This window comes from Paenibacillus sp. FSL H7-0918, from assembly GCF_038007025.1.
In the GTDB taxonomy this organism is placed as follows: Bacteria; Bacillota; Bacilli; order Paenibacillales; family Paenibacillaceae; genus Paenibacillus_AQ; species Paenibacillus_AQ odorifer.
The window spans coordinates 217,955-243,445 of record NZ_JBBOWJ010000004.1 but is presented as its reverse complement, the minus strand read 5'-3'; the positions used below and the strand labels follow the sequence as shown (position 1 = coordinate 243,445).

18 protein-coding genes and 1 riboswitch are annotated in these 25,491 nt (G+C 43.9%); of the genes, 8 read left to right on the top strand and 10 right to left on the bottom strand.

Annotated features, from left to right (window positions below; translation table 11 throughout):
* Window positions 1-390: 390 nt before the first annotated feature.
* The gene (locus MHI15_RS26090) at window positions 391-639 is read left to right on the top strand and encodes a hypothetical protein (protein ID WP_341165063.1); all 249 of its coding nucleotides are present in this window, start codon (window positions 391-393) and stop codon (window positions 637-639) included.
* Window positions 640-789: 150 nt separating this feature from the next.
* Here the strand turns inward: MHI15_RS26090 and MHI15_RS26085 are convergent, their stop codons facing one another.
* The 6 genes from MHI15_RS26085 to MHI15_RS26060 form a co-directional block, all read right to left on the bottom strand.
* Entirely contained in the window at window positions 790-1,359 is a 570-nt protein-coding gene (locus MHI15_RS26085; protein WP_341165062.1) for a YdeI/OmpD-associated family protein, read from the bottom strand.
* 56 nt (window positions 1,360-1,415) lie between these two features.
* Complete coding sequence (locus MHI15_RS26080; RefSeq protein WP_076280442.1) at window positions 1,416-1,931, bottom strand: DinB family protein; 516 nt, start codon at window positions 1,929-1,931, stop codon at window positions 1,416-1,418.
* 83 nt (window positions 1,932-2,014) lie between these two features.
* Window positions 2,015-2,926 carry a helix-turn-helix transcriptional regulator gene (locus tag MHI15_RS26075; RefSeq protein WP_341165061.1) on the bottom strand — a complete coding sequence of 304 codons (912 nt, stop codon included), beginning with the start codon at window positions 2,924-2,926 and terminating at the stop codon, window positions 2,015-2,017.
* Window positions 2,927-3,059: 133 nt separating this feature from the next.
* A complete protein-coding gene (locus MHI15_RS26070; RefSeq protein ID WP_376747901.1) occupies window positions 3,060-4,235 on the bottom strand; it encodes a KamA family radical SAM protein in 1,176 nt (391 codons plus the stop codon).
* 132 nt (window positions 4,236-4,367) lie between these two features.
* Window positions 4,368-4,511, bottom strand: a riboswitch (cyclic di-AMP (ydaO/yuaA leader).
* Window positions 4,512-4,559: 48 nt separating this feature from the next.
* Window positions 4,560-6,227: an AraC family transcriptional regulator gene (locus MHI15_RS26065; RefSeq protein ID WP_341165060.1), complete on the bottom strand. Its 1,668-nt coding sequence runs from the start codon at window positions 6,225-6,227 to the stop codon at window positions 4,560-4,562.
* 139 nt (window positions 6,228-6,366) lie between these two features.
* The gene (locus tag MHI15_RS26060) at window positions 6,367-7,392 is read right to left on the bottom strand and encodes an ABC transporter substrate-binding protein (protein ID WP_076280446.1); all 1,026 of its coding nucleotides are present in this window, start codon (window positions 7,390-7,392) and stop codon (window positions 6,367-6,369) included.
* A 527-nt stretch (window positions 7,393-7,919) separates the two neighbouring features.
* On the opposite strand from MHI15_RS26060, the gene MHI15_RS26055 reads away from it, so the two are divergent.
* Window positions 7,920-8,582, top strand: coding sequence for an HAD family hydrolase (locus tag MHI15_RS26055; RefSeq protein ID WP_076130591.1), 663 nt, complete (start codon window positions 7,920-7,922; stop codon window positions 8,580-8,582).
* Window positions 8,583-8,624: 42 nt separating this feature from the next.
* Complete coding sequence (locus MHI15_RS26050) at window positions 8,625-9,830, top strand: mannitol-1-phosphate 5-dehydrogenase (protein ID WP_076130590.1); 1,206 nt, start codon at window positions 8,625-8,627, stop codon at window positions 9,828-9,830.
* Between the two features lie 93 nt (window positions 9,831-9,923).
* Here MHI15_RS26050 and MHI15_RS26045 read toward each other — a convergent pair whose 3' ends face one another.
* Window positions 9,924-11,384, bottom strand: coding sequence for an alpha-L-fucosidase (locus MHI15_RS26045; RefSeq protein WP_341165059.1), 1,461 nt, complete (start codon window positions 11,382-11,384; stop codon window positions 9,924-9,926).
* 120 nt (window positions 11,385-11,504) lie between these two features.
* Here MHI15_RS26045 and MHI15_RS26040 point away from each other — a divergent pair, with 120 nt between their 5' ends.
* On the top strand, window positions 11,505-12,335 hold the full coding sequence (locus tag MHI15_RS26040) for an AraC family transcriptional regulator (RefSeq protein ID WP_341165058.1): 831 nt from the start codon (window positions 11,505-11,507) through the stop codon (window positions 12,333-12,335).
* Window positions 12,336-12,401: 66 nt separating this feature from the next.
* Here MHI15_RS26040 and MHI15_RS26035 read toward each other — a convergent pair whose 3' ends face one another.
* Complete coding sequence (locus tag MHI15_RS26035; RefSeq protein ID WP_341165057.1) at window positions 12,402-15,512, bottom strand: glycoside hydrolase family 2 TIM barrel-domain containing protein; 3,111 nt, start codon at window positions 15,510-15,512, stop codon at window positions 12,402-12,404.
* Window positions 15,513-15,632: 120 nt separating this feature from the next.
* Between MHI15_RS26035 and MHI15_RS26030 the strand changes: the two genes are divergently transcribed.
* Both MHI15_RS26030 and MHI15_RS26025 read left to right on the top strand, forming a co-directional pair.
* A complete protein-coding gene (locus MHI15_RS26030) occupies window positions 15,633-16,457 on the top strand; it encodes an AraC family transcriptional regulator (protein ID WP_076143215.1) in 825 nt (274 codons plus the stop codon).
* Between the two features lie 167 nt (window positions 16,458-16,624).
* The gene (locus tag MHI15_RS26025) at window positions 16,625-17,530 is read left to right on the top strand and encodes a hypothetical protein (RefSeq protein WP_076130585.1); all 906 of its coding nucleotides are present in this window, start codon (window positions 16,625-16,627) and stop codon (window positions 17,528-17,530) included.
* 47 nt (window positions 17,531-17,577) lie between these two features.
* On the opposite strand, the gene MHI15_RS26020 is transcribed toward MHI15_RS26025, so the two are convergent.
* Entirely contained in the window at window positions 17,578-18,447 is an 870-nt protein-coding gene (locus MHI15_RS26020) for an AraC family transcriptional regulator (protein WP_076130584.1), read from the bottom strand.
* A 136-nt stretch (window positions 18,448-18,583) separates the two neighbouring features.
* Here MHI15_RS26020 and MHI15_RS26015 point away from each other — a divergent pair, with 136 nt between their 5' ends.
* Window positions 18,584-21,250, top strand: coding sequence for a family 78 glycoside hydrolase catalytic domain (locus MHI15_RS26015; RefSeq protein WP_341165056.1), 2,667 nt, complete (start codon window positions 18,584-18,586; stop codon window positions 21,248-21,250).
* A gap of 170 nt (window positions 21,251-21,420) precedes the next feature.
* Window positions 21,421-23,802 carry an alpha-L-arabinofuranosidase C-terminal domain-containing protein gene (locus MHI15_RS26010; protein ID WP_341165055.1) on the top strand — a complete coding sequence of 794 codons (2,382 nt, stop codon included), beginning with the start codon at window positions 21,421-21,423 and terminating at the stop codon, window positions 23,800-23,802.
* A gap of 72 nt (window positions 23,803-23,874) precedes the next feature.
* On the opposite strand, the gene arfA is transcribed toward MHI15_RS26010, so the two are convergent.
* Window positions 23,875-25,380, bottom strand: a complete 1,506-nt coding sequence (arfA, locus tag MHI15_RS26005) for an arabinosylfuranosidase ArfA (RefSeq protein ID WP_076100772.1) — start codon at window positions 25,378-25,380, stop codon at window positions 23,875-23,877.
* Between the last annotated feature and the right edge of the window lie 111 nt (window positions 25,381-25,491).

Here is a 25,491-nt window from a genome sequence, read left to right as displayed (position 1 = left end):
CGCGCGTACATAGCACTTTCGGAATAAGAGATGATCATGAGTCAATGGTGTTTGATCCGCAGATGATTAGGATACGGTAGCAACAGACAGCGAAAGACTATGCTTCGGCGGTATCGGACTCAGCAGACCAGCGAATGATTATTCTTCGGCGTGTCGGACTCAGGAGTCCAGCGAATGATCATTCTTCGGCGTATCGGACTCAGCAGACTTTATAAGCAGGAAAATCCGCCAATTGGAGTATTATCGGACCGCATAGCTCCTAATGGCGGAAAAATCACCGTATAAGAGCCTGATTCTAAGAAATAGCTGCGCTGGAGTCCGATGAGTTGCTGAAAAGGCGATAAATTAGTAAATAGCGTCATTGGAGTCCGAAAGCCTCAGCAGGAGATCATGGTAGCAGTAGCAGTAGCAGTAACAGTAGCAGTAACAGTAACAGTAGCAGTAACAGTAACAGTAGCAGTAGCAGTAACAGTAACAGTAACAGTAACAGTAGCAGTAACAGTAACAGTAACAGTAACAGTAACAGTAGAAGTAACAGTAGCAATAGACCCAGCGAATGATCATTCTTCGGCGGTATCGGACCCAGTACACCTTAAATGCAGGAAAATCCGCCATTTGGAGTATTATCGGACCGCATAGCTCCTAATGGCGGAAAAATCACCGTATAAGAGCCCATTTCTAAGGAATAGCTGCACTGGAGTCCGATGAGTTGCTGAAAAGGTGATAAATTAGTAAATAGCGTCATTGGAGTCCGAAAGCCTCAGCAGGAGATCATGCATCTAGCGCAGCTTAATAATCTAGCAGACGTCCATTATCATGCCATTGCCCGTACATTTTATTTTCTTTAGTGTTTGCTATGAATTTGTCTAATTTACTCTTAAATAAATCTGGCTGATGTTTATTGCTTTGGATCGTGTCGATCCGAACTCTTTTATAAAGGGCTGGAAAGGCTGTGAAATTCTCATATACTTGACTGTTCTCTTTTAGCCTTTGCTCTATAATCTTATCTACTATAAAAGAATCAGGGTTCATATCAGGAAGTACCCGTTTTCCTTCAGCACTCATTAACCCCAGCTTTTCGAGGCGGCGGACACGCTCTTTATTCAATTCAGTCCAAGAGCTTCTTTTGCTTCGGGGAGAGAGTCTTTGCGCCAGCTCCGTTTCCGAAATTTTCTTTTTCACTCCATCGATCCATCCAAAACACAAACATTCCTCAACTACGTCCAAATATAGCAACGTTTCTGGGTTTGGCGTCATACTAACGAGTACCCAACAAGATTGTTCAGTCTTACAATTCTCCTGCAGCCAAACTCTTAAATCTTCTCTCGTTTTTACTGTAATTAGATTTTTAATCTCCATAATTAAAATACAATTTCCTTTCTAGGTATGGAGTGGAGCGTCTTGCCCATCCGAGATTAATTTGCTTCCGCAGGAACCTGATACCAAAAAAGAGCATAGTCATTCATGGTGGAAGCATGGCCTAACTGCCGTAACATAGTAGATACATTGCCTCTATGATAAGTCCCGTGATTGGCGACTTGCAACACAATTTCTGATAGGCGTGTTTGGCGGATTCCGGCGAATGGATTGTCAAGCAGAATGGTTTGCTCCAAATCGGATTGGTTGTGTAACCATGCTTTGTATTGTTCTGATAGCTGGGCAAAGATATTTACGTATTCATCCACAGAATCTAGAATGCTCAAATTTAGCGGGATACTTTGTTGAAAAGCCTCTGGCATGGCAGTGCCTGTTAATACAAGATACCACATCGTATCAACCGCATAGATATGGCTAAGGGCATGAGCGATGGTGGGAAATGAGCTGTTCACTTCTTGACTTAGCACAGAAGGCGGGAGTTCCTTGATTCTCCCCAGGATAGTTTGGTTTGCCCATGTGTGGTATTTAAACATTTCTACTGGATAATTTGTCATTCGTACATTCTCCTTTTGAATGGTCATGGATTTGTTTTTTGTTACTGTAGTTAATATAAAAGAAGAAGTATGACATCAGACTGTCATACTTCTTCATAAAGTTTGAGTGTGTTTTGAAGCTGCTCTTTTAAAATACCTCGCAATGCAGGGGGTTCGAGGACTTCGGCGCCGCTGCCGAAACTCAGCAGAATGGACCAAAGCCAACGTGCTTCCAATGGCTTATACACAGGAATTCGCATCGTCATGCTTTTATCGAAATGAAATTCCTTGTCGACTTGATGAAACTGATCCAAAGCTTCTGCTAAAGCCTCAGGGCCTACCCGGATCACTATTTCCTCCACCTGATCTGCCCTGTTTGAACAGCCGGCCTCTTTGGGTACCTCATGTTGCGAATGAAAGGTATCCTGCGTCAGGAACAAATTCAGCATCCGGGAAAGTCGGAACTCCCGATAGTCCTGCCGTGTCCGGCAATAACCATAGATGTACCAGTTGCTATATTTAAAATGAAGCTTTACTGGTTCCATTTCACGGGTTGTACGTTCATTTTTTACACTGATGTAATCAAAACGGACAACATTTCGTTCCGATATAGCCGCACGTAAAAGAGGAAGTGCGTCAGGATCCGTACGCCGGGTTTCAAGATCCACCGCGAGACTAGAGGTCTGTGGCTCCGTTCCAATCGTTTGCAGCCGTTCAATGGTTCCTTGCGTATGCTCATCTTCAAACACGGAAGAAAGACTGTTCAGTACAGTAATCAGAGAAGTGACATCATACGAACGGAGCAGGCTTTTATCCATTTTATATCCGTCCATAATGCCATATCCACCTTTAGTTCCCTGATACGATACGACCGGGATGCCAGCGGCACAAATCACATCGATATCTCTATAGATTGTTCGCTGGGAAACCTGAAACTCTTCAGCCAGCTTGGAGGCAGATAAAACTTCGTGGTTCAATAGCTTGTAGATCATAGAAATCAATCGTTCCAATTTCATGTGTGCATTCCCACCCATTAGTCCATTTCGTGTTACAGCGTGATTATATCATAGATTTTTTCGGGCTAATTTTGGGAGGGAGGAGTTTTGTTGTTGGTGATGAAGAAATATCCTATGACAGAGTCGATTAAATCTATTTACAGATTAAATCCGCAGGCTCGCCTGATAAATCATTAACAGAAATAATAGTATCGTTTTTTTTCACAGGTGGGGTCCAATATTGCTCATTCCCAGGCAGGTCATCGAACCATTCGGCATCCTTTGGACAATCTAGAATCATAAATTTTCCGTATTCCTGATCTCTGGATTGATGGTATTTGAGATAGGCTTTCCCGTTATCAATGGCGAGAATTTCTATCTTTCCTGAGGTGTGGCTCATGGATAAGCGTACTCTTTTGCCAAGTCCTGAGGTTCTGGCTTTGGCTTCTTCTACAATTTGATAGACTTGCTCGAGCGGTAATACGAAATCCCGGTTTCCGGCTACGGGCCGGTTCACAAAGAAGTAGTAGGGTGTAACGCCAGCCCATGAAAGCCGGTCCAGTAGTTCCCCTAAAATAACGGGATCATCGTTGATGCCTTTGAGGATGGGGGTCTGATTTACGACAATTGCCCCTGCGTTGTGGAGAGCTTTAAATGCTTTTTTGGCTTCAGGTGTGATTTCACGAGGATGATTGATGTGCGCCATAACATAGATTCGTTTGTCTTCGGTAGAGTAAGTACGAATCAGCTCCAGCAGCTCTTCGTCTTCAGAGATCCGCATCGGATTAAATACGGGAATTTTGGAACCCAGTCTAATGATCTTAACATGCTCAATGCTTCTTAGATTTTCAATAATGGATCTTAGCTTCGGTGTGGAGAGAATTAAACTGTCCCCGCCCGTAAGAAGTACGTTGTTAATCTCCGGATTATTTGCGATATACTCCAAGCCCGGAGAGACATCAGCCATCGCCTCTTTCACGTCATTTCGGAACAGACGCTTACGGAAACAGTAGCGGCAATAAGCCCCGCAGACCTCGGATACAATCAGTAGTGCAGTTGTTCTATACTTGTGCTGACAACCAGGTACCACATAATTCGTGTCCTCATCGGAGGCGTCCCAGCGCCCATACTCCAGCAGTTCACCTTCGTTAGGAATAACCAGCTTACGGATGGGATCATTTGGATCATCCCAGTTAATTAAAGACAGATAGTAGTCATTTACACGAAAAACAAACTTGTCCGTAATTTCTTTCAGATTCTCTTTTTCCAGCTCAGACAACATAGCTATTTTGTTAATATCCGTGAAGTACTTTACCTTTTGCACGTACATCTCTCCTTTGTCTCGTAGTGTGAGAAATGAGGGAGCCTTAGTGTCAAAGGCCAATCTACTGCCAGCAGGGTCCAAAAAAAGCACAAAAAGAGACCCTTAGCAAGGGTCTCTGGTTATGTAAATAACATGAAAAGCAGACCCATCCACTGCTGACGAGGTTAGCTGACGGACTCGGGTAAGATGGTACCCTACATTCTAATGCTCAATGATTCGCCCCAATTAACTGGTTCCCCCGCTTTTCAACTGTAAAAGTTGGAAATTAAGCGTAGATAAAGTATACCCTATGAAGTTTTGAAAAGTCAAAAGAGAATCCTAGATTCACCTTTAATTGCTAGCGCTACTTCCGCCGAGTAGTTTAGGCAACAGCGTTAGCAGCTTCTCCCGGGTTAACGCATCACTAGAGTTCCATTTGCTTCCGTCGAGCAGATAAACATGTCCCTGACGTACTGCCGGGAGATTGTTCCAAAGTGAACTGTCTAGTAATCGTTCCATCGCAGCTCGCGAGTCTTTGCGTTCCGGAATGAGCATGAAGATATGATCTCCGGCGTAGGCAGGCAGTCGTGTTGGATCAACTTCGGCGAACCCTAACTCTTCGTCCAATATGGCCTGGATCTCTTCGGTCGGTTGTAAACCACAAGGGGCATAAAGCGCAGTGGAGAATCCGGACATTCCCATAGCATACAGATGATCTCCATGATCATAGACCAAAGCAGAGGCGGTTTCTCCAACTTGGAGGGTTGTCGTGTAAAGCTGCTGCCACATGGCAGCGTTTTTGATTGTGAATGACTCCAGCCATGCTTCGGCTTCGCGCTGTTTACCTAGCCAACTGCCTAATGTCCGCATTCGGTTGTCGAGAGGCGCAAATGAATCAAAGGTGAGTGTCGGAGCGATACCAGAAACTGCTCTGTAGGCTCTTTCATCACTATTTGCCAAAATGATCAAATCTGGGTTTAGGGAAGCGGTCAACTGCGGGTCCAGTGGAAACCCGACGTTGGCGAGCTTCTTAAGCCGATGTTTATAGACGCTGTTCCGGGCGAACGCTTCATCTCCACCGATAGGCTTTACGCCTAACGCGAGAAGGTCGCCAAGTGTTTCGCCATGATAGACAATACGTTTCGCTCGCTCTGGAATCTCCACCTCATGACCCGTCCAATCCTTGACGGTAAGCTTACGACCTTTCTGATGTGCATATTGTCCGGGTGTAACTCCGGTTTTTTGCCGAAAGCGGCGGCTGAAATAGTATTCGTCCGAGAAGCCGACCAGTCTGGCGATTTCCCGCAGTGGTTCAGTCGATTCCTGCAGGAATCGTTTGGAATGATTAATGCGCAGATCCGTCAGGTATTCAAGCGGCTTTTTACCCGTAAGCTGCTGAAAGATCGGTGTATATTGCCAGATTGATATTCCCGCCAGTTCAGCTAACTGCTTCACGGTGATACTCTCTGTATAATGCTCCTGAATGAATGTTATGGTCTTTTCTACGGATTCCGTAGGACTTGGCAGGTGTTTGGAAGGGTAATTATGCTCAAAAAGTAGCAGCAGCAATTCTTGGAATTTTAATTGTCGCTTGAATTGTTGTACATCATCGGTGTTATTCCTGTTCATGAGCAGGTCTTCGACTAGTCGGATTACCTTGGTGAACGGGTGCACAATTAACTCCCGTCTGCCGGAAAGCAGCTCTCCAGAATATCGTTTAGGATGCTCGGTTGTATAAATTGCTGTAAAGGTGATGAGGTAATAATACAACGTCAGCTCCTGGTTGTCCGTACTATAGGAGATTCCAGGAGATAGTAGATAACATTTATCCGTACTTAGTATCACGCTTTGATCATCGAGGTTCAATTGTCCGTTCCCTCCAGTAAATATGAGAAGGGTATAGTCCTGGGTTGTACGCGTTATAGAGCTTGAATCGGCAGCTTGAATCATCAGTTCGGCCTCGTTTAGCTGAAATAGCAGAGAGTGGAGTGGGGGGCAGGACGATGATGTATGCAGCATGGGTTCAGCCTCCGTTCATTTGGTGAGAATGATTATCAATGAATTCATTGTATATAAAAAAAAGAAGCATATCAACAGCTGTTGACATGCTTCTTGCAGTTTTTTATCAGCCTTGTGTTAAACTCTTCATCACAGAAGGTTATTTCATATTCAATAGCTGTGGAATTTCGCCAAGCAGCCATTCTCTTGTTGTCGCATCACTTGAAGTCTTCATGATGTCTTGTGTATAGACATATCCGTTCTTGACGGCAGGAAGGCTCTTCCAGATAGGGCTCTTTAATAGATTCTCTGTGGATTGTTTTGCTTCTTCTGCCACTGGAGTCAAGAGGAATATCCGGTCCCCGGCATATTCTTTCAGGACTTCCATGGATACTTCCTGGAACCCTTTACCTTCATCAAGGATCTTCTGAATAGCTGGAGTTGCCTTGAAGCCATTCTCCCCATAGAGTACCTGGGAAAGTCCGGTTGCTGCCATTATAAACAGTCTGTCTCCTGGATAATAAGTGAAGACCGCAGCCGTTTCGCCCTCTTTCATGCCTGCGGATTTCAATTGCTTCCACATGTTCTCTTCAGCGGTTTTATACTGCGCAAGCCATGCTTCTGCTTCAGTCGTTTTCCCAACAATTCCACCAATGTCCAGCATACGTTCCTGGAGTGGGGCAAAGGTATCAAATATTATAGTGGGTGCAATTTTGGAGAGCTGTTCGAAATCAGCTTCATCTGTGCCCGCATAGATGATGAGGTCAGGCTGAAGCTCCAATGTTTTTTCCAGATTGATAGGGAAGCCTACATCCTCCACACCTTGTAATTGATCTTCAAAAACCTGGCCTTCACCCATAGAAAGAGGATAACCTACCGCCTGCACACCAAGTGCGAGCAAATCGCCATAAGTTTCTCCAGAATAGATAATTCGCTGCGGATTCACCGGAATCTCTACAGTATGCCCTATGTAATCTGTATAGGAGCGGGTAGTCGCTGCTGCTTCATCTGTACTGCTATCTGAGGGTTCTGCTGAAGGTACCGCAGTTGCAGCGGAAGAGTTCCCGGTTGCGTTCACCGTACTATTGGCAGAGGATTGTTCCTTTGAGTTTCCGCACGCCAGTAGCAATGTACTCAGCAAAAATAGTACACATACCACAGCGAAGGACTGTCGTACCTTGTTCATATCTTATTGCCTCCCTATTATATGTAACGACCACCAATAATGATAATCATTCTCGATTAAAATATATCATAAATTAAAGCCTCTTTTTACTCAATGGACAAAAAATAACCCCGTAATTTGATTTGTACAATCAAGTAAAAAGGATGTGTTTAAAATTATTTTGAATTATTTTTAGCTGCTTGGAAAAATACTCTAAATAACAGCAATCGAGAGAAAGAGAGGGAGCTTGTCTTGATAACAAACTTGGCAGAAGGAATCCCTTGAAGCACATAGGATTGTGGTGTTTTTTTGAATCTGATTACTGTTATGTATTTAGATGTTCAGGTGATGCAAAAATCCAGGTTTGTCCACATTGATTGTAATCGTTATCATTACGTGGCATGTTATCTACCGTGCTTGACGTCAGTAGAAGGGCTTTGTTATGGTTTTTATAGTCAGACGCAAGCCGAAATAGCTTTTTGTAGAATATGCAGAAGGTTTTGCGTAAGATATTCTAACCAAACATAATACGAGGGAGATGGTTGATTGTGATCAAAGGAATTATTTTTGATTTTGACGGAACGATTATCGACACGGAGACTGCTTGGTACACCGCATTTAACGAGGCTTATGCAGAATATGGAGTGGATCTGACGCTTGAACAATATTCCACCTGCATCGGCACGAGCTTGAACAGTTTTAATCCTTATGAATATTTAATGACTGATCTTAAGCTAGCGATTGACAAAGAAGAGTTCAGTAAGGCTGTTAAACAGAGACACAGTAAACTTATGGAGCTTGAAACAATACGACCAGGCATTCAGCATTATCTTGATTCCGCCAAAGCAGCTGGACTGCGCGTAGGGCTGGCCTCAAGTTCTTCACTGGAATGGGTGGAAAAATATCTGAATCAATTGGGTATTCGCGAGTATTTCGAATGTGTTCGGACTGCCGACCATGTGGCAAAAGTGAAACCAGATCCGGAGCTATATAACCAAACGTTAGCTTGTCTTGGAATCACAGCTGATGAGGCGGTTGCTATCGAGGATTCACCGAATGGATCTAAGGCAGCAGCAGCAGCTGGCATCCGTTGCATTGTGACGCCTAACGAAATTACTAATTTTCTTGAATTCGATAAGCAGCACCATAAAATTGATAATCTAAGTCTTCTTGAATTTGATCATGTAGTTACTCAACGTTGCTTCGTATAGAGAAACCGAGAAACTAAGTTCAAATTAAAGGGGGATACCAAATTGAGAGCCGTACATTTTGGAGCAGGCAATATTGGCAGAGGTTTTATTGGGCCTATGTTGTCGGACTCCGGTTACAATGTTTGTTTCGTCGGAAGAAATAAGAGTAAAATTGCCCAATTGCAAAAACGTGGGCAATATCCTGTCACCCTAGCTAACAAGAACAGGGACAGCTTTATCGTTGATAATGTTACTGCAATCAATCTGAATGATACTGAGGACGTTACTAGAGCTATAGCAGAAGCTGAAATTGTGACAACTGCCGTCGGAATATCCGCTTTAAAAGATATTGCTGAGACCATTGCGCAGGGCATCGAACGAAGGCTTGAAAATAGCAGAAATCTCAACCCTCTTCATATCATTGCCTGTGAGAATGGGATTGGAAGCAGTCAGAAGTTGAAAAAATCAGTTTATCGGCATATGAAGCAATCCTTCAAGGAACTTGCTGACCGCAATGTCGCTTTTCCCAATGCGATGGTGGACCGGATTGTACCTATGCAGAAAAATACAGATTCACTTGAAATCCTCGTTGAACCCTTCAGTGAGTGGGTTATTCCCCGCAGTGGAATGATTGGTAATTACAATGAAATTAAAGGCGTCCATTATGTGGATTCGCTGGCGCCATACCTCGAACGGAAGCTATATACTGTGAATACAGGTCATTGCAGTGCAGCCTATTTTGGATACCTGGAAGGTTATACTAGCATTCAAGAAGCGATGTCTGATCCCGAAATCAGAGCTCGTGTTCACGGGGTGCTTAAGGAAACAGGGGCCTTATTGGTGCATTTATATGGCTTCAAGCCCATAGAACATGACCGGTATATAGAAAAGATGATGGAACGATTCACTAACCCCAACTTTAACGATAAAATTACACGTGTCGCCCGCTCGCCGCTTCGCAAGCTTTCACCTAATGATCGACTCGTAAAACCGGCAATGCTTGCTCATGAACTTGGTTTTGAGACCTCACATTTAGTCTCAGCTATTGCTTCTGCACTTTATTTTGATCATGAAAAAGATCCAGAAGCCTTACAGCTTCAAGCGGACATCCGAAACCACGGGCTAAGTGAAGTCATTGCTGCACAACTAAAAATCCCCACGGAGCATCCGCTTCATGGTCGCATTATTTTGGAGTCCAACAAATTACGCGCGAGATATCCTCATAGGACTAGAATGAAGACAGTAAACGTCAGGGTACCCTACTTTTAATATAAAACGATGGTTATAAAACTATAAAAGAGTGTTCTCTGCTGGATGGGCAAGAACACTCTTTTTATAGGTTACGAAGGTCTGTAAGTGTCCCTAATCCAATTCAATCCGCAGAACAACCGGAGTCTCACTGCGAACCGAGGTTGTTTTTATAACCAAGGCTTCATCGGTTCTTTCCCATGCAGGTTGTTCCTCAAAACCTAAGATTTTGATCTGTTTAATCATCCCATGGAAGTGAGCAGAGTTTTCTTTAAGGGATTTGATTTGCACTATACCGTTGTTTGGATAGACAAGAACAGTAGCGTAAAGATAACTGCCTTTTACCGTAAAGCGGATATCTTCATTAGTGAAAATTTTCGTGATCCCATCTGTAAACTGACCTTCAACAATCTCCGTAGGGCCTTCCCCGAAGGTGCGCCAGTAGGTCGTATCATAGATTGCTTCACCATTCACCTTTAGCCATTCTCCGATGCCAAGCAGAATCTCCTGATCCTGAGCTGGAATGCTGCCGTCCGCTTTAGGACCTATATTCAGCAGCAAGTTGCCGTTTTTGCTTACGATATCTATTAGATCTCTGATAATTTCTACGGCAGATTTATAATCATTTTCCGGTGTATAACACCATGAATTTTTAGCAACTGCTGTATCCGTTTGCCAGAAATAAGGTTTAAGCTCGGAGAAATGACCTCTCTCAATATCTGGGATTGCTGAGCCAAACATGAAGGCATCATGCTTATAATTGATTGCAACCGGAGTTCCCCATTCCTCTCCCTTATTGTAATAGTAAGCGGCGAACTTTTTGAGATAGGGTTTGAAGGCAGCTGTATGAATCCACCAGTCAAAGTAAAAGATTTTCGGCTGATAATTGTCTACCAGCTCGCAGCAGCGAATCAACCAATCCTCCAGAAATTCTTGATTAGGTGGGGAGCCAAATAAATCGTGATGATCGGGTTCGGGCATAGATGGCCAATAGAAATCTCCACATACAAGCGGTTCATGGATATCGGAATCAAATTCCTTGCCATGAGACAGGAAGAACCAGTGCTCAGCTCTATGGGAAGATACACAAAACTCTAATCCCTGCTGCTCAAAAGCGTCTTTCATTTCCCCGACTAAATCCCGCTTAGGACCCATCTCATATGTGTTATAGTGAGAGTAAGCGCTCTTATACATTTGAAAGCCGTCATGGTGCTCTGCAACAGGCATCACGTATTTGGCACCAGATAATTTGAAGAGACTGGCCCATTCCTCAGCATTGAAATGCTCAGCCTTGAACAAGGGGATGAAGTCTTTATAACCAAAGGTTTTATGCTCACCATAAGTAGCAAGATGATGTTCATATTCCCGCGAACCCTGGATATACATATTTCGGGGATACCACTCATTGGCGAAAGCCGGAATAGAATAAAGGCCCCAATGAATGAAAATACCAAACTTAGCGTTCTCATACCACGTAGGCACTTGAAATTGACTTAGTGAATCCCAATCGGCTTTGAATCTTCCAGTTGCGATCGTATCTTCGATTACTTTTAAATATTTGCTTTTATCCACCATTTTGCAATCATCCTTTCAAACGTTTATTTCTTCTTCATTGTAGTGATTGGAGGTGGAAATCAAAATGTAGGACATTAACTTTTAGATGTACAAAACTAACCTGATAAGGCGGAGTAAGGGATGGATAACCATGTTTTGCTTACAAATTATTTATCCAATTTAAAGGTTGATTTATTTATGGCTGATTACAATCTTTGTGGCCGTGACTGGAAAGATCTTGACTACACACCTGACTATAGTAAATTTTATTTTATTTGCGATGGGGAGGGTTGGTTAAAGATTGGCGATCGAGAATATTATCCGAAGCCTGGTCAGCTTTTTTTGATGCCTGAGGGAGTTAAGCAATCTTATTCTTGCATAAGTGATCAACCCTTTGAGAAGTATTGGTGCCATTTCAGCGCAAAAGTCGGAGACATTAATCTATTCAAAATGTTAGAGCTAAGTCATGTATGCAGAGAAGTAGATCCTCATGTAATCCGAGAGATATTCAGCAGCCTAACGAGTCATATGAAATCTGATGCGGTGTATGCTCATTTATTAGCCAAAAGTAAGTTAATGGAGTTATTTTCTTATTTTATTATGAACATAGATGTAGACGAAATCACCTTTAAGAATCTGAGCTCGATCGAAAAATTAACGAAAGTATTAACGTACATAGACGCTCATATCGAGCGAAATATCACCATACACGAGCTTGCCGAGATTGCGTACATGCATCCCAACTATTTTATCCGGCTATTTAAACAGCAAATCGGAGTTCCACCCATTCAGTATATCACCAGAAAAAAGATAACTAAGGCCAAGGAGCTATTGAGGGGGACGCAAAGTTCTGTCGGTGAGATTGCCCATGATCTTGGTTTTAGCGATCTCTATTATTTCTCCAAACAGTTCAAAAAAAATGTAGGTTTAAGCCCTTCGGAATTCAGACAAGGAACAGTAGCTGTGAAATAAATAGAAGAAGGCCGTCCTGTGTGGTAGAAACCAACCAGAGACGGCCTTTTTTATAAGTGGAAGAGATTAGAGCAGTGAGACAGTGAAACGGAAGATGTACGGGCGATTAGCCGGCAGAGTGAACTCTTCGTGAGTTGGTGCGCCCCAGCTGTCGTCCCCGCCAACACCCATTTGCTTGTAGTTAACTCTTAGTACGCTTTTGTTCGAGACTGGCAATTTATAGACGTGGTCATGGGCTTCCAGTTCCTCAGGCTTCCAAGGCAGGGCATTAATTTCGATAGGCGTTGCACTTTCAAAATAGAACCCTGATCCATCGTTGCTCTCTGTAATTGAAGCGAATCTGACATCAGTCTTATTGCCGCACTCTTGAGGTTTGAGATAAGGTGTGAATTGATCACTGACCTTACCAGTGTAACGTCCAAGTGGGGCTCCGGTTTGTCTATCCCAATAATTCTCATGAGGTCCGCGGCCGTACCATGACAGGGTATCAAGACTTCCATCTAGAACGAACATCATTCCGAACTCAGGGATTTCTGGCAGAACGCTGCTGCCCGGACTCAATTCTTGCGTGATCTCTAAAGTCCCGTCAGCACGAATCACGTACTGGACCCGAAGCGTGGAATCCGGACTTGTAGCCAGAAGGTAGCTGGCAGAGACGAAACAGAGAGAGCCTTCGGTTCTAAATGTAAAGCTGATTAAGTGTTGTTTATGCGATGCCTGCTTCCATACTGCACACCGCTGTGGCAATTTATTACCACAATCATTATCAGTGACTGCTCTCCAGAAGTTAGCTCTTACAGGTTCAAGCAGACGTTCTTTGCCTGAGGAACGATAAGAGTTCAGAGCACCCGTAGTGGTACTAAAGCTCAGTTCGAAATTATCACCTTGTACATTCAAAACATTCTCAAGCTCGCTGACACGCAGTGGTTCTGCGATTGTCTTTGAGGTATTGGTTACAAAACGGGGTGACAGAATGAACTGTTCCCAAGCGATTTCGTGATTAGCTTCTGCCCATATAGTTGCTGAAGGCTGAATAAAGGAAAGATTCAGAACTGCTTCATGATTGCCACGCAGTGAATCCAGCTCGTAAGGAACTTTGCATGAAATGTTCTCACCTGGTGCACATGAGATCTTCAGCAAGCCTTCTTGTGCAGTTACTCCGTCTAAACGAACTTCCCATTTGAGATCGTATTCCTTTAAGTTGGTAAATAAGAAGGAATTGCGAATCTGGAAGAGTCCTTCTAGGATATTTTCAGCCGTTACTTTAATATTTTGATAACATTTTTTGACCTCAAAGAGCTTAGGAGTAACCGTACGATCAGCAAAAAGCAATCCGTTGCCACTAAAGTTGCCATCATGAGGCGATTCACCAAAGTCCCCGCCATAAGCGAGATATTCAATTCCCTCGGAGGTGTGGGTCCGAATGGCTTGATCTACCCAATCCCAAATGAATGCACCTTGAACAATATCATATTTGTCGAACAAGTCACAGTATAAGTGCAGCCCACCGCATGAATTGCCCATGGCATGACTGTATTCGCAGAGGATATAAGGCTTTTTCGGATTATTAAGCGCATATTTTTCAACATCCTGCGGTTTAATGTACATAGTAGATTCTATGTCACTTGCTGCTTCCGATTCTCTACAGTGGAAGATTCCCTCATAATGAACCGGCCGCGAAGGATCGATTTCTCTCAGGTAGTCGTGCATAGCGATAAAATTGTCGCCTCCGAAAGATTCATTGCCGAGAGACCATATGATGACTGAAGGGTGGTTTTTATCCCTTTGCATCATGGAGTTGCAGCGGTCAATGACATTGGCCCGCCATTCCGGTTTGCTTCCAGGGACATTCCCGTCATTCAACCCTTCTTGGCTGTATGCCCAGGTGCCGTGAGTTTCCAGATTAGTTTCGTCAATCACATATAATCCGTATTCATCACATAACTCGTACCAGACAGACTGATTCGGGTAATGGGAGGTTCGAACAGCATTAATATTATGTGATTTCATTAATTGGATGTCGCGCAGCATATCTTCTTTGGCTAAAGCACGACCTGTGTCGCAAGAGAATTCGTGGCGATTGACACCTTTGAGTACGATTCTTTTGCCATTGATCTTCATAAGTCCGTCTTTAATCTCAAACTTGCGGAATCCAACCTTACAGCTGACCGTTTCTTGTGTATGCCCGTTGCCGTCATTTATAGACAGAACTAAGGTATAAAGATAAGGGGTTTCAGCACTCCATTTAAAAGGCTGCTCAACCGGGGCAGCAAGCTTGAGTTGTTGAACGCCTTCTTGCTCAAAGGAACCCGTAGCGGAGATAGGAGTCTCCCAAACAGGCTGGCCCTCTTTATTGTATAGCTGCATTTGCAGTGTATATGGGCTTTGCTCGTTAAAGTAATTTTCCACCTTGATATCTACATTTAAATCCGCATGTACGAAGTTTTCATCCAGATCTGTGTGGACGAAATAATCAGCAATATGAACGGAAGGAGCCGAATAAAGATAGACTTCCCGAAAAATACCGCTCAGGCGCCAGAAATCCTGATCCTCTAGCCAGCTGGCATCACACCAACGATAAACCTCGACAGCTAGTTTGTTGTCCCCTGCCACTAAATATGGGGTGATATCGAATTCTGATGGAGTAAATGTATCTTCACAGTACCCGACAAGTTCACCGTTTACCCAGACGTAGAAAGCGGATTCAACACCCTGAAAGCTTAGGTACACCGGTTGACCGTTCCAAGACTCAGGTACAGTAAAGGTTCGTAGATAAGAGCCTACTGGATTATATTTTGTTGGGGCAAAGGGGGCTTTAAGCTCTGGCTCGGATTCCGCCCAAGGATACCGGAGATTTGTATATTGTGGGTAGTCGTAACCTTGGAACTGCCAGTGGGACGGTACAGGAATTGTATCCCAAGTACTGCAATCAAAATCGGTTTTATAGAAATCCACAATTCGTTGATCCGGTGTTTCGGAAAAAGCGAATTTCCAAAGCCCATTGAGGGTTTGGTAGAAAGGTGAGGTTTCTTTATCGTTAGTTAGCGCTTGGGATAAGCTACGGTAAGGGATCATGGAGGCATGTGCATCCAATCGATTCAATTCAAAAGTCTCTGGGTTGTTATTCCATTCCGGATAACCGTTAGCAGGTGGCTGGTAGACAAACTTTGCTCGCATGAGTTGATCTCCTTTATAATCATTGTAATGTTATTATATTCATATTATAAGTTGAAGTAATGTTAGGATAAATAAAAGAATTTTAGTCCCAGATAACAAAATATGAAACGAGGACTTTTTATGGAGAGCAAAATTATTTTTTGCCAAACAGAAGATGTAATCATGCTGCCGCTTTATGCTACAACCCTTGGATTTTGGGAGCATCAGCCAGAAACTATACGTCCTGCAGGCTTTCCAGACTATCAAATACATCAGATTCACGAAGGCAAGGGTGAGCTTATCATTCATGAGAACCGATATCTCGTGGGTCCAGGGGATGTGTTCTTTTTGTTCCCGGATATTCCTCATTCGTATGCCCCTATCAGTGGGAAGGAATGGAAGGTATCATGGGTCTCGTTCAATGGCAGAGAGGTTGGTCAAATGCTGCTCTATGCGGGCATCCGCGAGTCTGGTCCTGCTAGATTAAAAGAAGATCAATGGCTCAATCCTCTAAAGCAAATCCTTATGCTGCCAGATAGCAATGAGCTGGAGACTAATTTGGCACGATCTAAACATCTTTATGCATTGCTTCTGGATTTAAAAAGAAAGCTAGTATCGCCTCTGAATGAGGCACATGAATTGGAGCGAATTAAGCCGGTGCTGCGTTATATTGAGAGCAATCTGCATAGGACGCTTCCTTTAAAGGAGCTGGCGGAGATTATTTCTGTATCGCCACAGTATTTATGCAGGCTTTTTCAAAAAACAATTCATGATCGACCTGTAACCTATATCAATAAGCAACGTATCAATTTGAGTAAACAGCTTATGTTTAATGGACGCGATAAAAAAATGTATGAAATTGCCCAGCTAGTGGGTTTTGATAATGCTAGTTACTTTTGTTTGGTGTTTAAAAGATTGACAGGGATGAGTCCTGAGCAATTTAAGCAGCTGCATGGTTTGGATTAGATAAACGCTTACTTGTTACCGTCTAGCACAACATGATATAGTTTACTTGAGTTCCTGCGATGTTTTTTTTGCGGCTTAGCCCATACTTTTACTGCCACAAGAATTCAATACATAGAACCAAATTAACGATCTGAAATGACGAAAAGCATCAGGAAGGAGACATCATTTTGAATGAGAAGCTAAAGCAAGCCTATGAGCGTTTGAACTTGCCTGAAGACGTTACCCGGGAGGAATTGAACAAAAGGTTAGATATGCATTTGAAACGCCGTCGATCGAATTCGACTGAAGATGAGGTTGCAGCTTATGAAGAGGAATTCCGCGCTTACAAAACCATTCTAGATGGCTTGGATCAGAAGGAGATTCAGGAAGCAGAGGACAAGCGGCTGGAGAAGTGGGGAGCCATGTCCGGCGTAGCACGTAAATCGGAGAATTTCTTTCGACTCTACAAAACGCACACTATCATTTCTATTATCGTGCTGCTGGTAGTTATCTTTGGAGGGAAAGCGCTCTATGATCAATGGCAGGAAAGAAAATATGAAGCTACGCTCCCACCGGTAGATGTTCGAATCATGTTCCTAGGCAACTATGAATCTCAGGACTCGTCAGGTAAGAATGAGGAGCTAAAACAAGAAATTATCAAACGTTACCCGGCTTGGAAGAGAGTGGAGGCAGAAATCGTTTATCTACCCTCAACAGGTGGGACGGACGGTGGAGCCTTGGATATGAGCTATATGCAGCGGGCTATGGCGATGCTGGCAGCCGATCATCCGGATATCCTGATTATGGATGATGCTACTTTTGAATGGATTGGCCAGCAGTCGGGACTGCAAAATCTGGAGTCGTTTATTAAATCCGCAGGACTTCCTCTTGATGATAACCGTCTGAAACGTATGACTAACCCGGAGAGTGGTCAAGAGCTGATTACTGGCATAGATATCACAGATACGGATTTTGCTACAGAACTCCCTATCCATTCAAACCAGATGATCGTCGGAACGTTAGGACAAGATGACAGTAAGACTAAATCAACTGATTTTGTTGAGTTTTTACTTAAACAGATCACTAATCAATAAATTAATAGGGCCGATGTTGTATGGATGTTCATACGACATCGGCTTTTTTATGATCTGTAGAGCTTACGGTACGCGATGGGTGTCTGGCCGACTATTTTTTTGAATACAGCGTTAAAGGAGTCGATGTCACGGTAACCCACTAGCTCGGCAATCATATTAATTTTATGTCCAGAAGTACGCAGCAATTCACAGCTTTTATGCATTCGCAGATTCTTCAAGTAGGTCCCAAAGGACTGGCCAGTATGCTTGTGGAACATGCGCTGAAGATGCCTGCTGCTCCACTGTGAAATACGGGCTAATTCGGCAAGTGTAATCTTTTCCGACAGATTATGCTCTAGGTATTGAATGACTTGCGTGAAGTCTGCCATATCCATCGTAGATTTGTCATCTTCTCCGTATTTTTGCCTGTACACTGCTATGATTAATTGACTTAAGAGGGTGTAAAGCATTGTTTTGGAGCCCATACCGGATACCGACATTTCATGATATAAATTCAGCATTAAGCGCTCAATAGAGCCATCTCGATCTGAGACGGAAAAGTAAGATGAGCTGCTACTCCCAAGAGTGGCTAGGTGCTCCCGGATAGATGGCTCTTGAAGGACGATATTTAATTGCTCCACCATTTGCATATCAAAAAGGCAGTTATAGACGATCAGGCGATTCCCTAAAGTATCAGAAGATGCTGGACGGAACACATGGGGGGCACCTACAGGAATCACGAACAGCATTCCTTTTCTAACGGGAAAGATCTCATTTTCAAGGTGATGAAAACCTCTTCCTTCAGCTACATAGCAATACTCAATAAATTCATGAGCATGAAAAGGGGCGTGGAAGTTCTCTGAATAGCGGTTAACGAGCAGATGCAGATCGTTTTGAAAAAAGATTTCATTTTTGAACAACTCGGTGGTTCGTTGCATATTGAATTGCCCCTTCCAGATTCATGGCATGATTGCAGGGATATGATGTCCTTTTTACCGGGTGATGAAAGCGGTAACCCAGCTATAATTATAGGGCAAAGACTAATTTGTCGCTATAGAAGGAGGTTTTATCTATATGTTCGCAATCACTAAGCTTCGTTGTGAGTACAAAGAAAATCCGCTAGGAATTGATGTGATCAGACCCAGAATCAGTTGGCAGTTAGTTTCAGATGACAGGGACTGCATGCAGTCTGCTTATCAAATTCAAGTGGCGGAGAATATGCTTTTTCAAGGCAAGCTATGGGATACAGAGGAAGTAAAGTCTTCTCAATCGATCCATGTTGAGCTTGAAGGTCTGCTGCTAGAAGCTCGCACGCGTTATTATTATCGGGTTCGGGCATGGAATCAGAATGCAATAGACTCGGGTTGGTCTGAGGTTGCTTTTTTTGAAACCGGACTATTAGATGCAGGGAATTGGCAGGCGGAGTGGATCAGCGCTCCTACAGCCTCTTTTTCACAAGATTCTGAGATTTGCCCACAGCTTCGTACATTCGTGGATGTAAAAGGTCCAGTGGAAAGTGCAAGGATTTATGCTACTGCTTTGGGCTTGTATGAACTGCAGCTGAACGGAAGTCGGGTGGGTGATCATTATTTTACTCCAGGCTGGACCAGTTACAGTAAGCGGCTGCAATATCAAACTTATGATGTCACAAAGCTTCTGCATGAAGGTGCGAATGCGTTAGGCGCACTGTTGGGCAATGGCTGGTACAGAGGGTATTTGGGCTGGGATAATCAAAAGGAGATTTATGGATCAAAGACTTCACTTCTGCTGGAGCTTCATATCCGGTACGCAGACGGTTCAAATGAGCTTATTAGCTCAGATCAGAATTGGCAGGCTGCAAAAAGCGCAATTATGATGTCTGAAATTTATAATGGTGAAACTTATGATGCTCGGCTGGAGCTGGATATCACCGATCCTTCATCAGAAGGTTGGCATCCAGTGGAGATTATTAATTATTCCAAAGCGATCATCGTTGCCCAGGAAAATGTGCCAGTGACACAAGTTGAAACCTTGAAGCCGATTGCATTGCTGACTACCCCGCAGGGAGATAGAGTGCTGGACATGGGCCAGAACATGGTAGGGTGGTTAAAATTTAATGTAAAAGGTCAATCTGGTCAGGCGGTAGAACTTCAGCATGCTGAAATATTAGACCGGGACGGAAATTTCTACACGGAGAATATGCGTAAAGCGAAACAGTGCATCCGCTATATTCTGAAAGGTGGGGAGCAAGAGACGTATGAACCGCATTTCACCTTCCAAGGCTTTCGGTATGTGAAGCTTAGTGGGTTCTCAGCAGATCTTCAACTAGAGGATTTCACAGGAATAGTGATGCACTCTAATATGGAACGTACGGGTGATTTTCAGTGCTCAGATCCACTTGTGAATCAACTGCATCACAATATCCTGTGGGGGCAAAAAGGGAATTTCCTCGATGTGCCCACTGATTGTCCACAGCGTGATGAGCGGCTCGGCTGGACGGGGGATGCTCAGATGTTTGTCCGAACAGCCTCTTATTTGATGAATACGGCACCATTCTTTACGAAATGGCTGCGGGATTTGAAGGCAGACCAAACCCCTGAGGGCGGCATTCCGTTTTTTATTCCAGAGCTGAGAGCAGCGCCTCCTGGCGACGGAGATACTAACCATTCTTGTGCAGCCTGGGGGGATGCAGCTACGATCTGTCCATGGACAATCTATGAAATGTACGGCGACAAAAGGCTGCTTGCAGAGCAATACGAGAGCATGAAGCAATGGATTTCATATATCTATGCACAGGGAAGTAACCCTTATCTGTGGAATACTGGCTTTCATTTCGGCGATTGGCTAGCGCTTGATTCCAAGCCAGACAGCTATGTGGGAGCTACAGATCGGGATTATGTCGCCACCGCTTTTTATGCCTATTCCGTTTCTCTTACTTTAAAAGCGGCAATAGCCTTAGAAAAATCGGAGGACGTGGACTATTATAGTGAGCTGCACGCCAATATTATAAAAGCATTCAGTGATGAGTTCATAACACCTGCGGGAAGGTTATCCGTCTCTACCCAGACTGCACAGATATTAGCCCTACGTTTCGATCTTATAGAAGGGGTTGCCAAAGAACGTGCAATTCAGAAGCTCACTGAGCTGCTTGCTGAAGCTAAGGATCATCTGACTACTGGATTCGTGGGCACACCATATCTGAATCCTGTGCTCAGCGAGATTGGAAATAATGAACTCGCGTATAAGCTTCTTTTTCAAAAGGATTATCCATCCTGGCTGTATCAGGTGACGAAAGGTGCGACTACGATTTGGGAACATTGGGATGGGATTAAGGATGACGGCAGCTTCTGGAGTGCAGATATGAATTCCTTCAATCATTATGCCTATGGCGCAATAGGTGAATGGTTGTATCGTTACGTTGCAGGAATCGGAACAGATGAGTTGGAGCCTGGTTTCAAAATCGTTCATATCAAGCCACAGCCAGGCCCCGGTCTGGATTACGCAGAAGCTAGTCTTGAAACCATGTACGGAAAAGTAGAGTCAGGGTGGCGGCGATCAGAGGATAATGGAATGATGATTCACGTTACGATTCCTGCCAATAGCAACGGTATTGTCGTTCTGCCTGGAGCCAATCAACTAGGGTTATTAGAAAATGAAGTTCCTGTGGAGCAGTCCAGAGGCGTGCACAGCATCAGCTTGGTCGATAACGGAGTGAGACTTCAATTAGGTTCGGGCAGCTATCAATTTACGTATTCTTTATAACCTTTACTAGGGCTTCCTAGTGTGAACTGACATCGAGGGATATTCGGTGTCAGTTTTTCGTTTTTGAATTGACGAATATAGAGAGGAGTTATTATAATGATTTATATTGATATGAACTAAGTAATATAAATATAAATCAAATTGGAATTCACAAGGAGGAAGACAAAAGAATGAAGACAGAAGGAAAATTGACGATACATACGCAGCAGCGGGGGGCGGAGTTAGGCGATCTATTCGGTATTTTCTTCGAGGATTTGAATCATGCGGCCGATGGTGGGCTTTACGCTGAGCTAGTTCAGAACCGATCTTTTGAATTCGACCCGATTGACCGGGCAGATTATCATGCGCTGATGGCTTGGGAGCCTGTAGAACGTGGAGATGGAAAGGTAAATATCTCTGTAGAAGACAGTAAGCCCTTAAATGATCGCAACCAACATTATGTTGCCATCGATATTGTGGCTGAAGGTGACGGCGTTGGCCTGATGAATCTAGGCTTTAACAGTGGTATTCCGGTAAAAGAAGGCGAGAATTATAACTTCTCGGTGTATGCCCGCCGGGAGACAAGCTTTGATGTGCCGCTTACCGTAAACATTGAAAGCACAGACGGCATCATTCTTGGTGAAGTGGAGATCGCCGTAAGCAGCTCTGAATGGACCCGATATGAAGCCGTTATTACAGCTAATAGCACGGACACAAGCAGTCGTCTTGTAATCGTTACCAAAGGTAACGGGAAGGTATATCTGGATATGGTTTCCCTGTTTCCTGAGAAGACCTTTAAGAATAGACCTGGAGGCATGCGTGAAGATATTTCGCTGCTGCTCGCTGATTTAAAACCTAAGTTTATGCGGTTCCCAGGAGGATGTCTGGTGCATGACGGTTCCTTGGATCCAGATGACAGAGACTCCATGTACAGATGGAAGAATACGATTGGGGATGTTGCGCAGAGACCGGCAAGACGCAATAACTGGTCATATAATCAAACGCTTGGGTTAGGTTATTATGAATATTTTCAGTTCTGTGAGGATATTGGAGCTAAGCCGATCCCCGTACTTCCGGGCGGCTACGACCCGCATCATAAACGGATGGTACCGCTGGATGAATTAACGCCTTGGATTGAGGATGCTTTGGATTTAATTGAATTCGCCAAGGGGGATTCTTCCACGAAGTGGGGAGGCATTCGTGCAGAACTGGGTCACCCTGAGCCTTTTGGGCTGGAGTATGTCGGCATTGGGAATGAAGAGGTAGGTGCACCCTTTTTCGAGAGATATCCTTACTTTCATCAAGCCATCAAAGCAAAATATCCGGAAATCAAGGTCATTAATTCTAGCGGTCCGTTCTCTGCCGGTCAGGAATATGAACGGGGCTGGACGTCGGCAAAAGAGAACAAGTCTGACCTCGTAGACGAGCATTATTACTGTACACCTGAATGGTTCCTGGCTAATCATCATCGTTATGATGACTTCAAAGCCGATGAGCCAAAGGTATTCCTCGGTGAATATGCTTCATGGGGCAATACCTATTACAATGCATTGGTGGAAGCAGCATTTATGACAGGTCTGCAAAATAATGCGCATGCCGTTGGCTTAGCTTGTTATGCTCCAATGCTCTGTAATGTGGATTATATTAACTGGAAGCCGGATATGATCTGGTTCAATAATCATGAAGTGTACGGAACGGCAAACTATTATGTGCAAAAGCTATTTATGAACCATCAGGGAGATCATTTGCTGAAGATGGAAGCAGATGGCTTCACGGCACCGAAGGAAAGCAGAAAGGAAGCGATCACTGGAGCCGTCAGTTTCGGTGTGGATGCCTCTGCTGCTCGTTTCTCCGAGATCACCTTAGTCAACAATCTTACGGGAGAAGTGAAGACGTATTCTGACTTATCAGAGGAAGTTTCAAATCTGCCTGACCCTGCTCAGAACAGAACGGCTAAACGGACACTAGAGCTTGGTGAGACAGAGTGGGAAAACTATACTTTGCATTTTAAGGCTACACGAACTGCAGGAAATAAAGGGTTTATCTTTTATTTTGGTAAAGCGGATGATCAGAATCATTTGTACTGGGAGCTGGGTGGCTGGCAGAATCAGGATTCGATTGTGGCCTCAATTATCAACGGAAGAAATTCTGTTCTGACGCATGCTATGTTTACGGTTGAAACAGATGTAGAATACGATCTTAAGTTAGAAGTAGTGGGCAGACAGATCCGTACTTTTATTAACGGAGAACTGGTGAATGAGACAGAAGATAAACTTCCGGTGATCGAACCGCTGTATTACACGGCAAGTGTGGAAGACTTAACGGGGGATATTATCCTCAAGACAGTAAACGTACAAGAGAATAGTGTTTCTGCTGAGGTTGCACTGGAATCTTTGGCAAAAGAAGCACTGACCATCGAAGTCTATGAAATGTCGGGATACCCGCTTGAGGACGAAAATAACTTCGAGAATAAGCAGCAGGTCTCTCCGAAACAAACCAGCTTTAAGACAGAAGGAAGCAGCTTTAGTTATGAGTTTCCGAAGCAATCCGTGACAATTTTCAGAATAAAATAACGAAGAAGCCCCCATGAATCTATGGCTTATTAAAGATTCATGGGGGCATTTCTATGACTATTACAAGTTAACTTAGCCGTTCACCCGCAGACGAATCACATTCCAGGAAGCTTTTGCGAGAAGGGCCTTTACATGTCCACCCTCAACAACGGCTTTGCCTTGGCTAGGCATCACGTTATGTGGATTGGATTTGGTGTTTACAGCTTTAATATCTTCATGTTCCAGTACAATATGCTCAATGATGTTTACGGAACTGAAGCTGCGCAGATCCACGTCGAGCTCTAGTCCTTCGGATAAATGGCGGTTTACAGCGAAGACGGTTACTTCATTCAGCTCCTCGTTGTATACACTAATGGCTTCCAAATAAGGCACATCAGTGAAATCTTTGGAATCGTATTTAGGGCTGGAAATCAGCGGGTGAAGTACGGTTCCACGACCATAAAGGGAAGCGTGCAGGTACGGATAATAAGTAGTCTGCAGCCAAAGCGGTCCGCCATTTTCAGTCATAATTGGGGCGATAACATTGATCAGCTGCGCTAAGCAGGCCATTTTCACACGATCAGCATGCTTCAACAATGAAATAAGACAGCAGCCCACAACAAGTGCATCTTCAAGTGTGTACACATCTTCGAATTCTGGCGGTGCGATCTGCCAATGTTGTTCGGCACGGCTGCTGCCTTGTGATTTCCATACATTCCATTCATCGAGCGACAGATTAATTTTCTTTTTGCTCTTTTTCTTCGCTTGAACATAATCACAGGTGGCAGCCACACTGCTGATGAAATGATCCAAATCCATAGAGCGGGCTAGGAAGTTAGGCGTGTCGTCATTGTTGTTATTGTAGTACGTATGCAGTGATAAATAGTCCACATTATCATAAGAAAGATCAAGCACGGTAGCTTCCCACTCGGCAAAAGTGTCCATGCCGCTGCCGGAGCTGCCACAAGCCACAAGCTCAAGCGTTGGATCGACCCAGCGCATAGCTTTTGCAGTTTCGTTCGCTAACCGTCCATATTCGACCGCGGTTTTAGCTCCAATCTGCCACGGACCATCCATTTCATTTCCGAGGCACCAGGTCTTAAAAGCGTGAGGCTCTTTATACCCATGAGAGATCCGCAGGTCACTGTAGTAGGAGCCGGAAGGATGATTGCAGTACTCTACTAGATTTCTAGCTGCATCGATGCCGCGTGTTCCAAGGTTAACTGCCATCATGACTTCGCTGCCTACGAGCTTAGCCCAATCTGCAAATTCGTTGGTACCCACTTGATTGGTTTCCGTGGTCCACCAAGCTAATTCAAGAGATTGCTTGCGTTCGTGCTTGGGTCCAACCCCATCTTCCCAATTGTAACCGGATACAAAGTTTCCTCCAGGATAACGGATGATAGGAACGTTTAAGGCACGAATAGCTTCGATGGCATCGTTCCGAAAACCATTCTGATCCGCAGTAGGGTGACCCGGGTCATAAATGCCACCGTAAACTGCTCTTCCTAAATGTTCGATAAATGAGCCGTAGATCCGCGGGTCTACTTCAGCTAGTCTGAAATCTTTGTCAATAATCATTGTCGATTTAATCGGCATGAGTGTACAGCTCCCTCTAGTTGAATTAATGATTTCACTAATTAAGTAATTGTTTTATGATTACATGATACTGATTTTCGCTTATAATAAGCAATGAATTAATTTAGGATT

What these genes read in the sequence shown, in the direction of transcription:
- MHI15_RS26015 (WP_341165056.1), top strand. Translation starts at nt 18,584, where the DNA reads ATGTTCGCAATCACTAAGCTTCGTTGTGAGTACAAAGAAAATCCGCTA.
- MHI15_RS26020 (WP_076130584.1), bottom strand. Translation starts at nt 18,447, where the DNA reads ATGCAACGAACCACCGAGTTGTTCAAAAATGAAATCTTTTTTCAAAAC.
- MHI15_RS26040 (WP_341165058.1), top strand. Translation starts at nt 11,505, where the DNA reads ATGGATAACCATGTTTTGCTTACAAATTATTTATCCAATTTAAAGGTT.
- MHI15_RS26085 (WP_341165062.1), bottom strand. Translation starts at nt 1,359, where the DNA reads ATGGAGATTAAAAATCTAATTACAGTAAAAACGAGAGAAGATTTAAGA.
- MHI15_RS26010 (WP_341165055.1), top strand. Translation starts at nt 21,421, where the DNA reads ATGAAGACAGAAGGAAAATTGACGATACATACGCAGCAGCGGGGGGCG.
- MHI15_RS26060 (WP_076280446.1), bottom strand. Translation starts at nt 7,392, where the DNA reads ATGAACAAGGTACGACAGTCCTTCGCTGTGGTATGTGTACTATTTTTG.
- arfA (WP_076100772.1), bottom strand. Translation starts at nt 25,380, where the DNA reads ATGCCGATTAAATCGACAATGATTATTGACAAAGATTTCAGACTAGCT.
- MHI15_RS26030 (WP_076143215.1), top strand. Translation starts at nt 15,633, where the DNA reads ATGGAGAGCAAAATTATTTTTTGCCAAACAGAAGATGTAATCATGCTG.
- MHI15_RS26080 (WP_076280442.1), bottom strand. Translation starts at nt 1,931, where the DNA reads ATGACAAATTATCCAGTAGAAATGTTTAAATACCACACATGGGCAAAC.
- MHI15_RS26065 (WP_341165060.1), bottom strand. Translation starts at nt 6,227, where the DNA reads ATGCTGCATACATCATCGTCCTGCCCCCCACTCCACTCTCTGCTATTT.
- MHI15_RS26090 (WP_341165063.1), top strand. Translation starts at nt 391, where the DNA reads ATGGTAGCAGTAGCAGTAGCAGTAACAGTAGCAGTAACAGTAACAGTA.
- MHI15_RS26075 (WP_341165061.1), bottom strand. Translation starts at nt 2,926, where the DNA reads ATGAAATTGGAACGATTGATTTCTATGATCTACAAGCTATTGAACCAC.
- MHI15_RS26070 (WP_376747901.1), bottom strand. Translation starts at nt 4,235, where the DNA reads ATGTACGTGCAAAAGGTAAAGTACTTCACGGATATTAACAAAATAGCT.
- MHI15_RS26045 (WP_341165059.1), bottom strand. Translation starts at nt 11,384, where the DNA reads ATGGTGGATAAAAGCAAATATTTAAAAGTAATCGAAGATACGATCGCA.
- MHI15_RS26035 (WP_341165057.1), bottom strand. Translation starts at nt 15,512, where the DNA reads ATGCGAGCAAAGTTTGTCTACCAGCCACCTGCTAACGGTTATCCGGAA.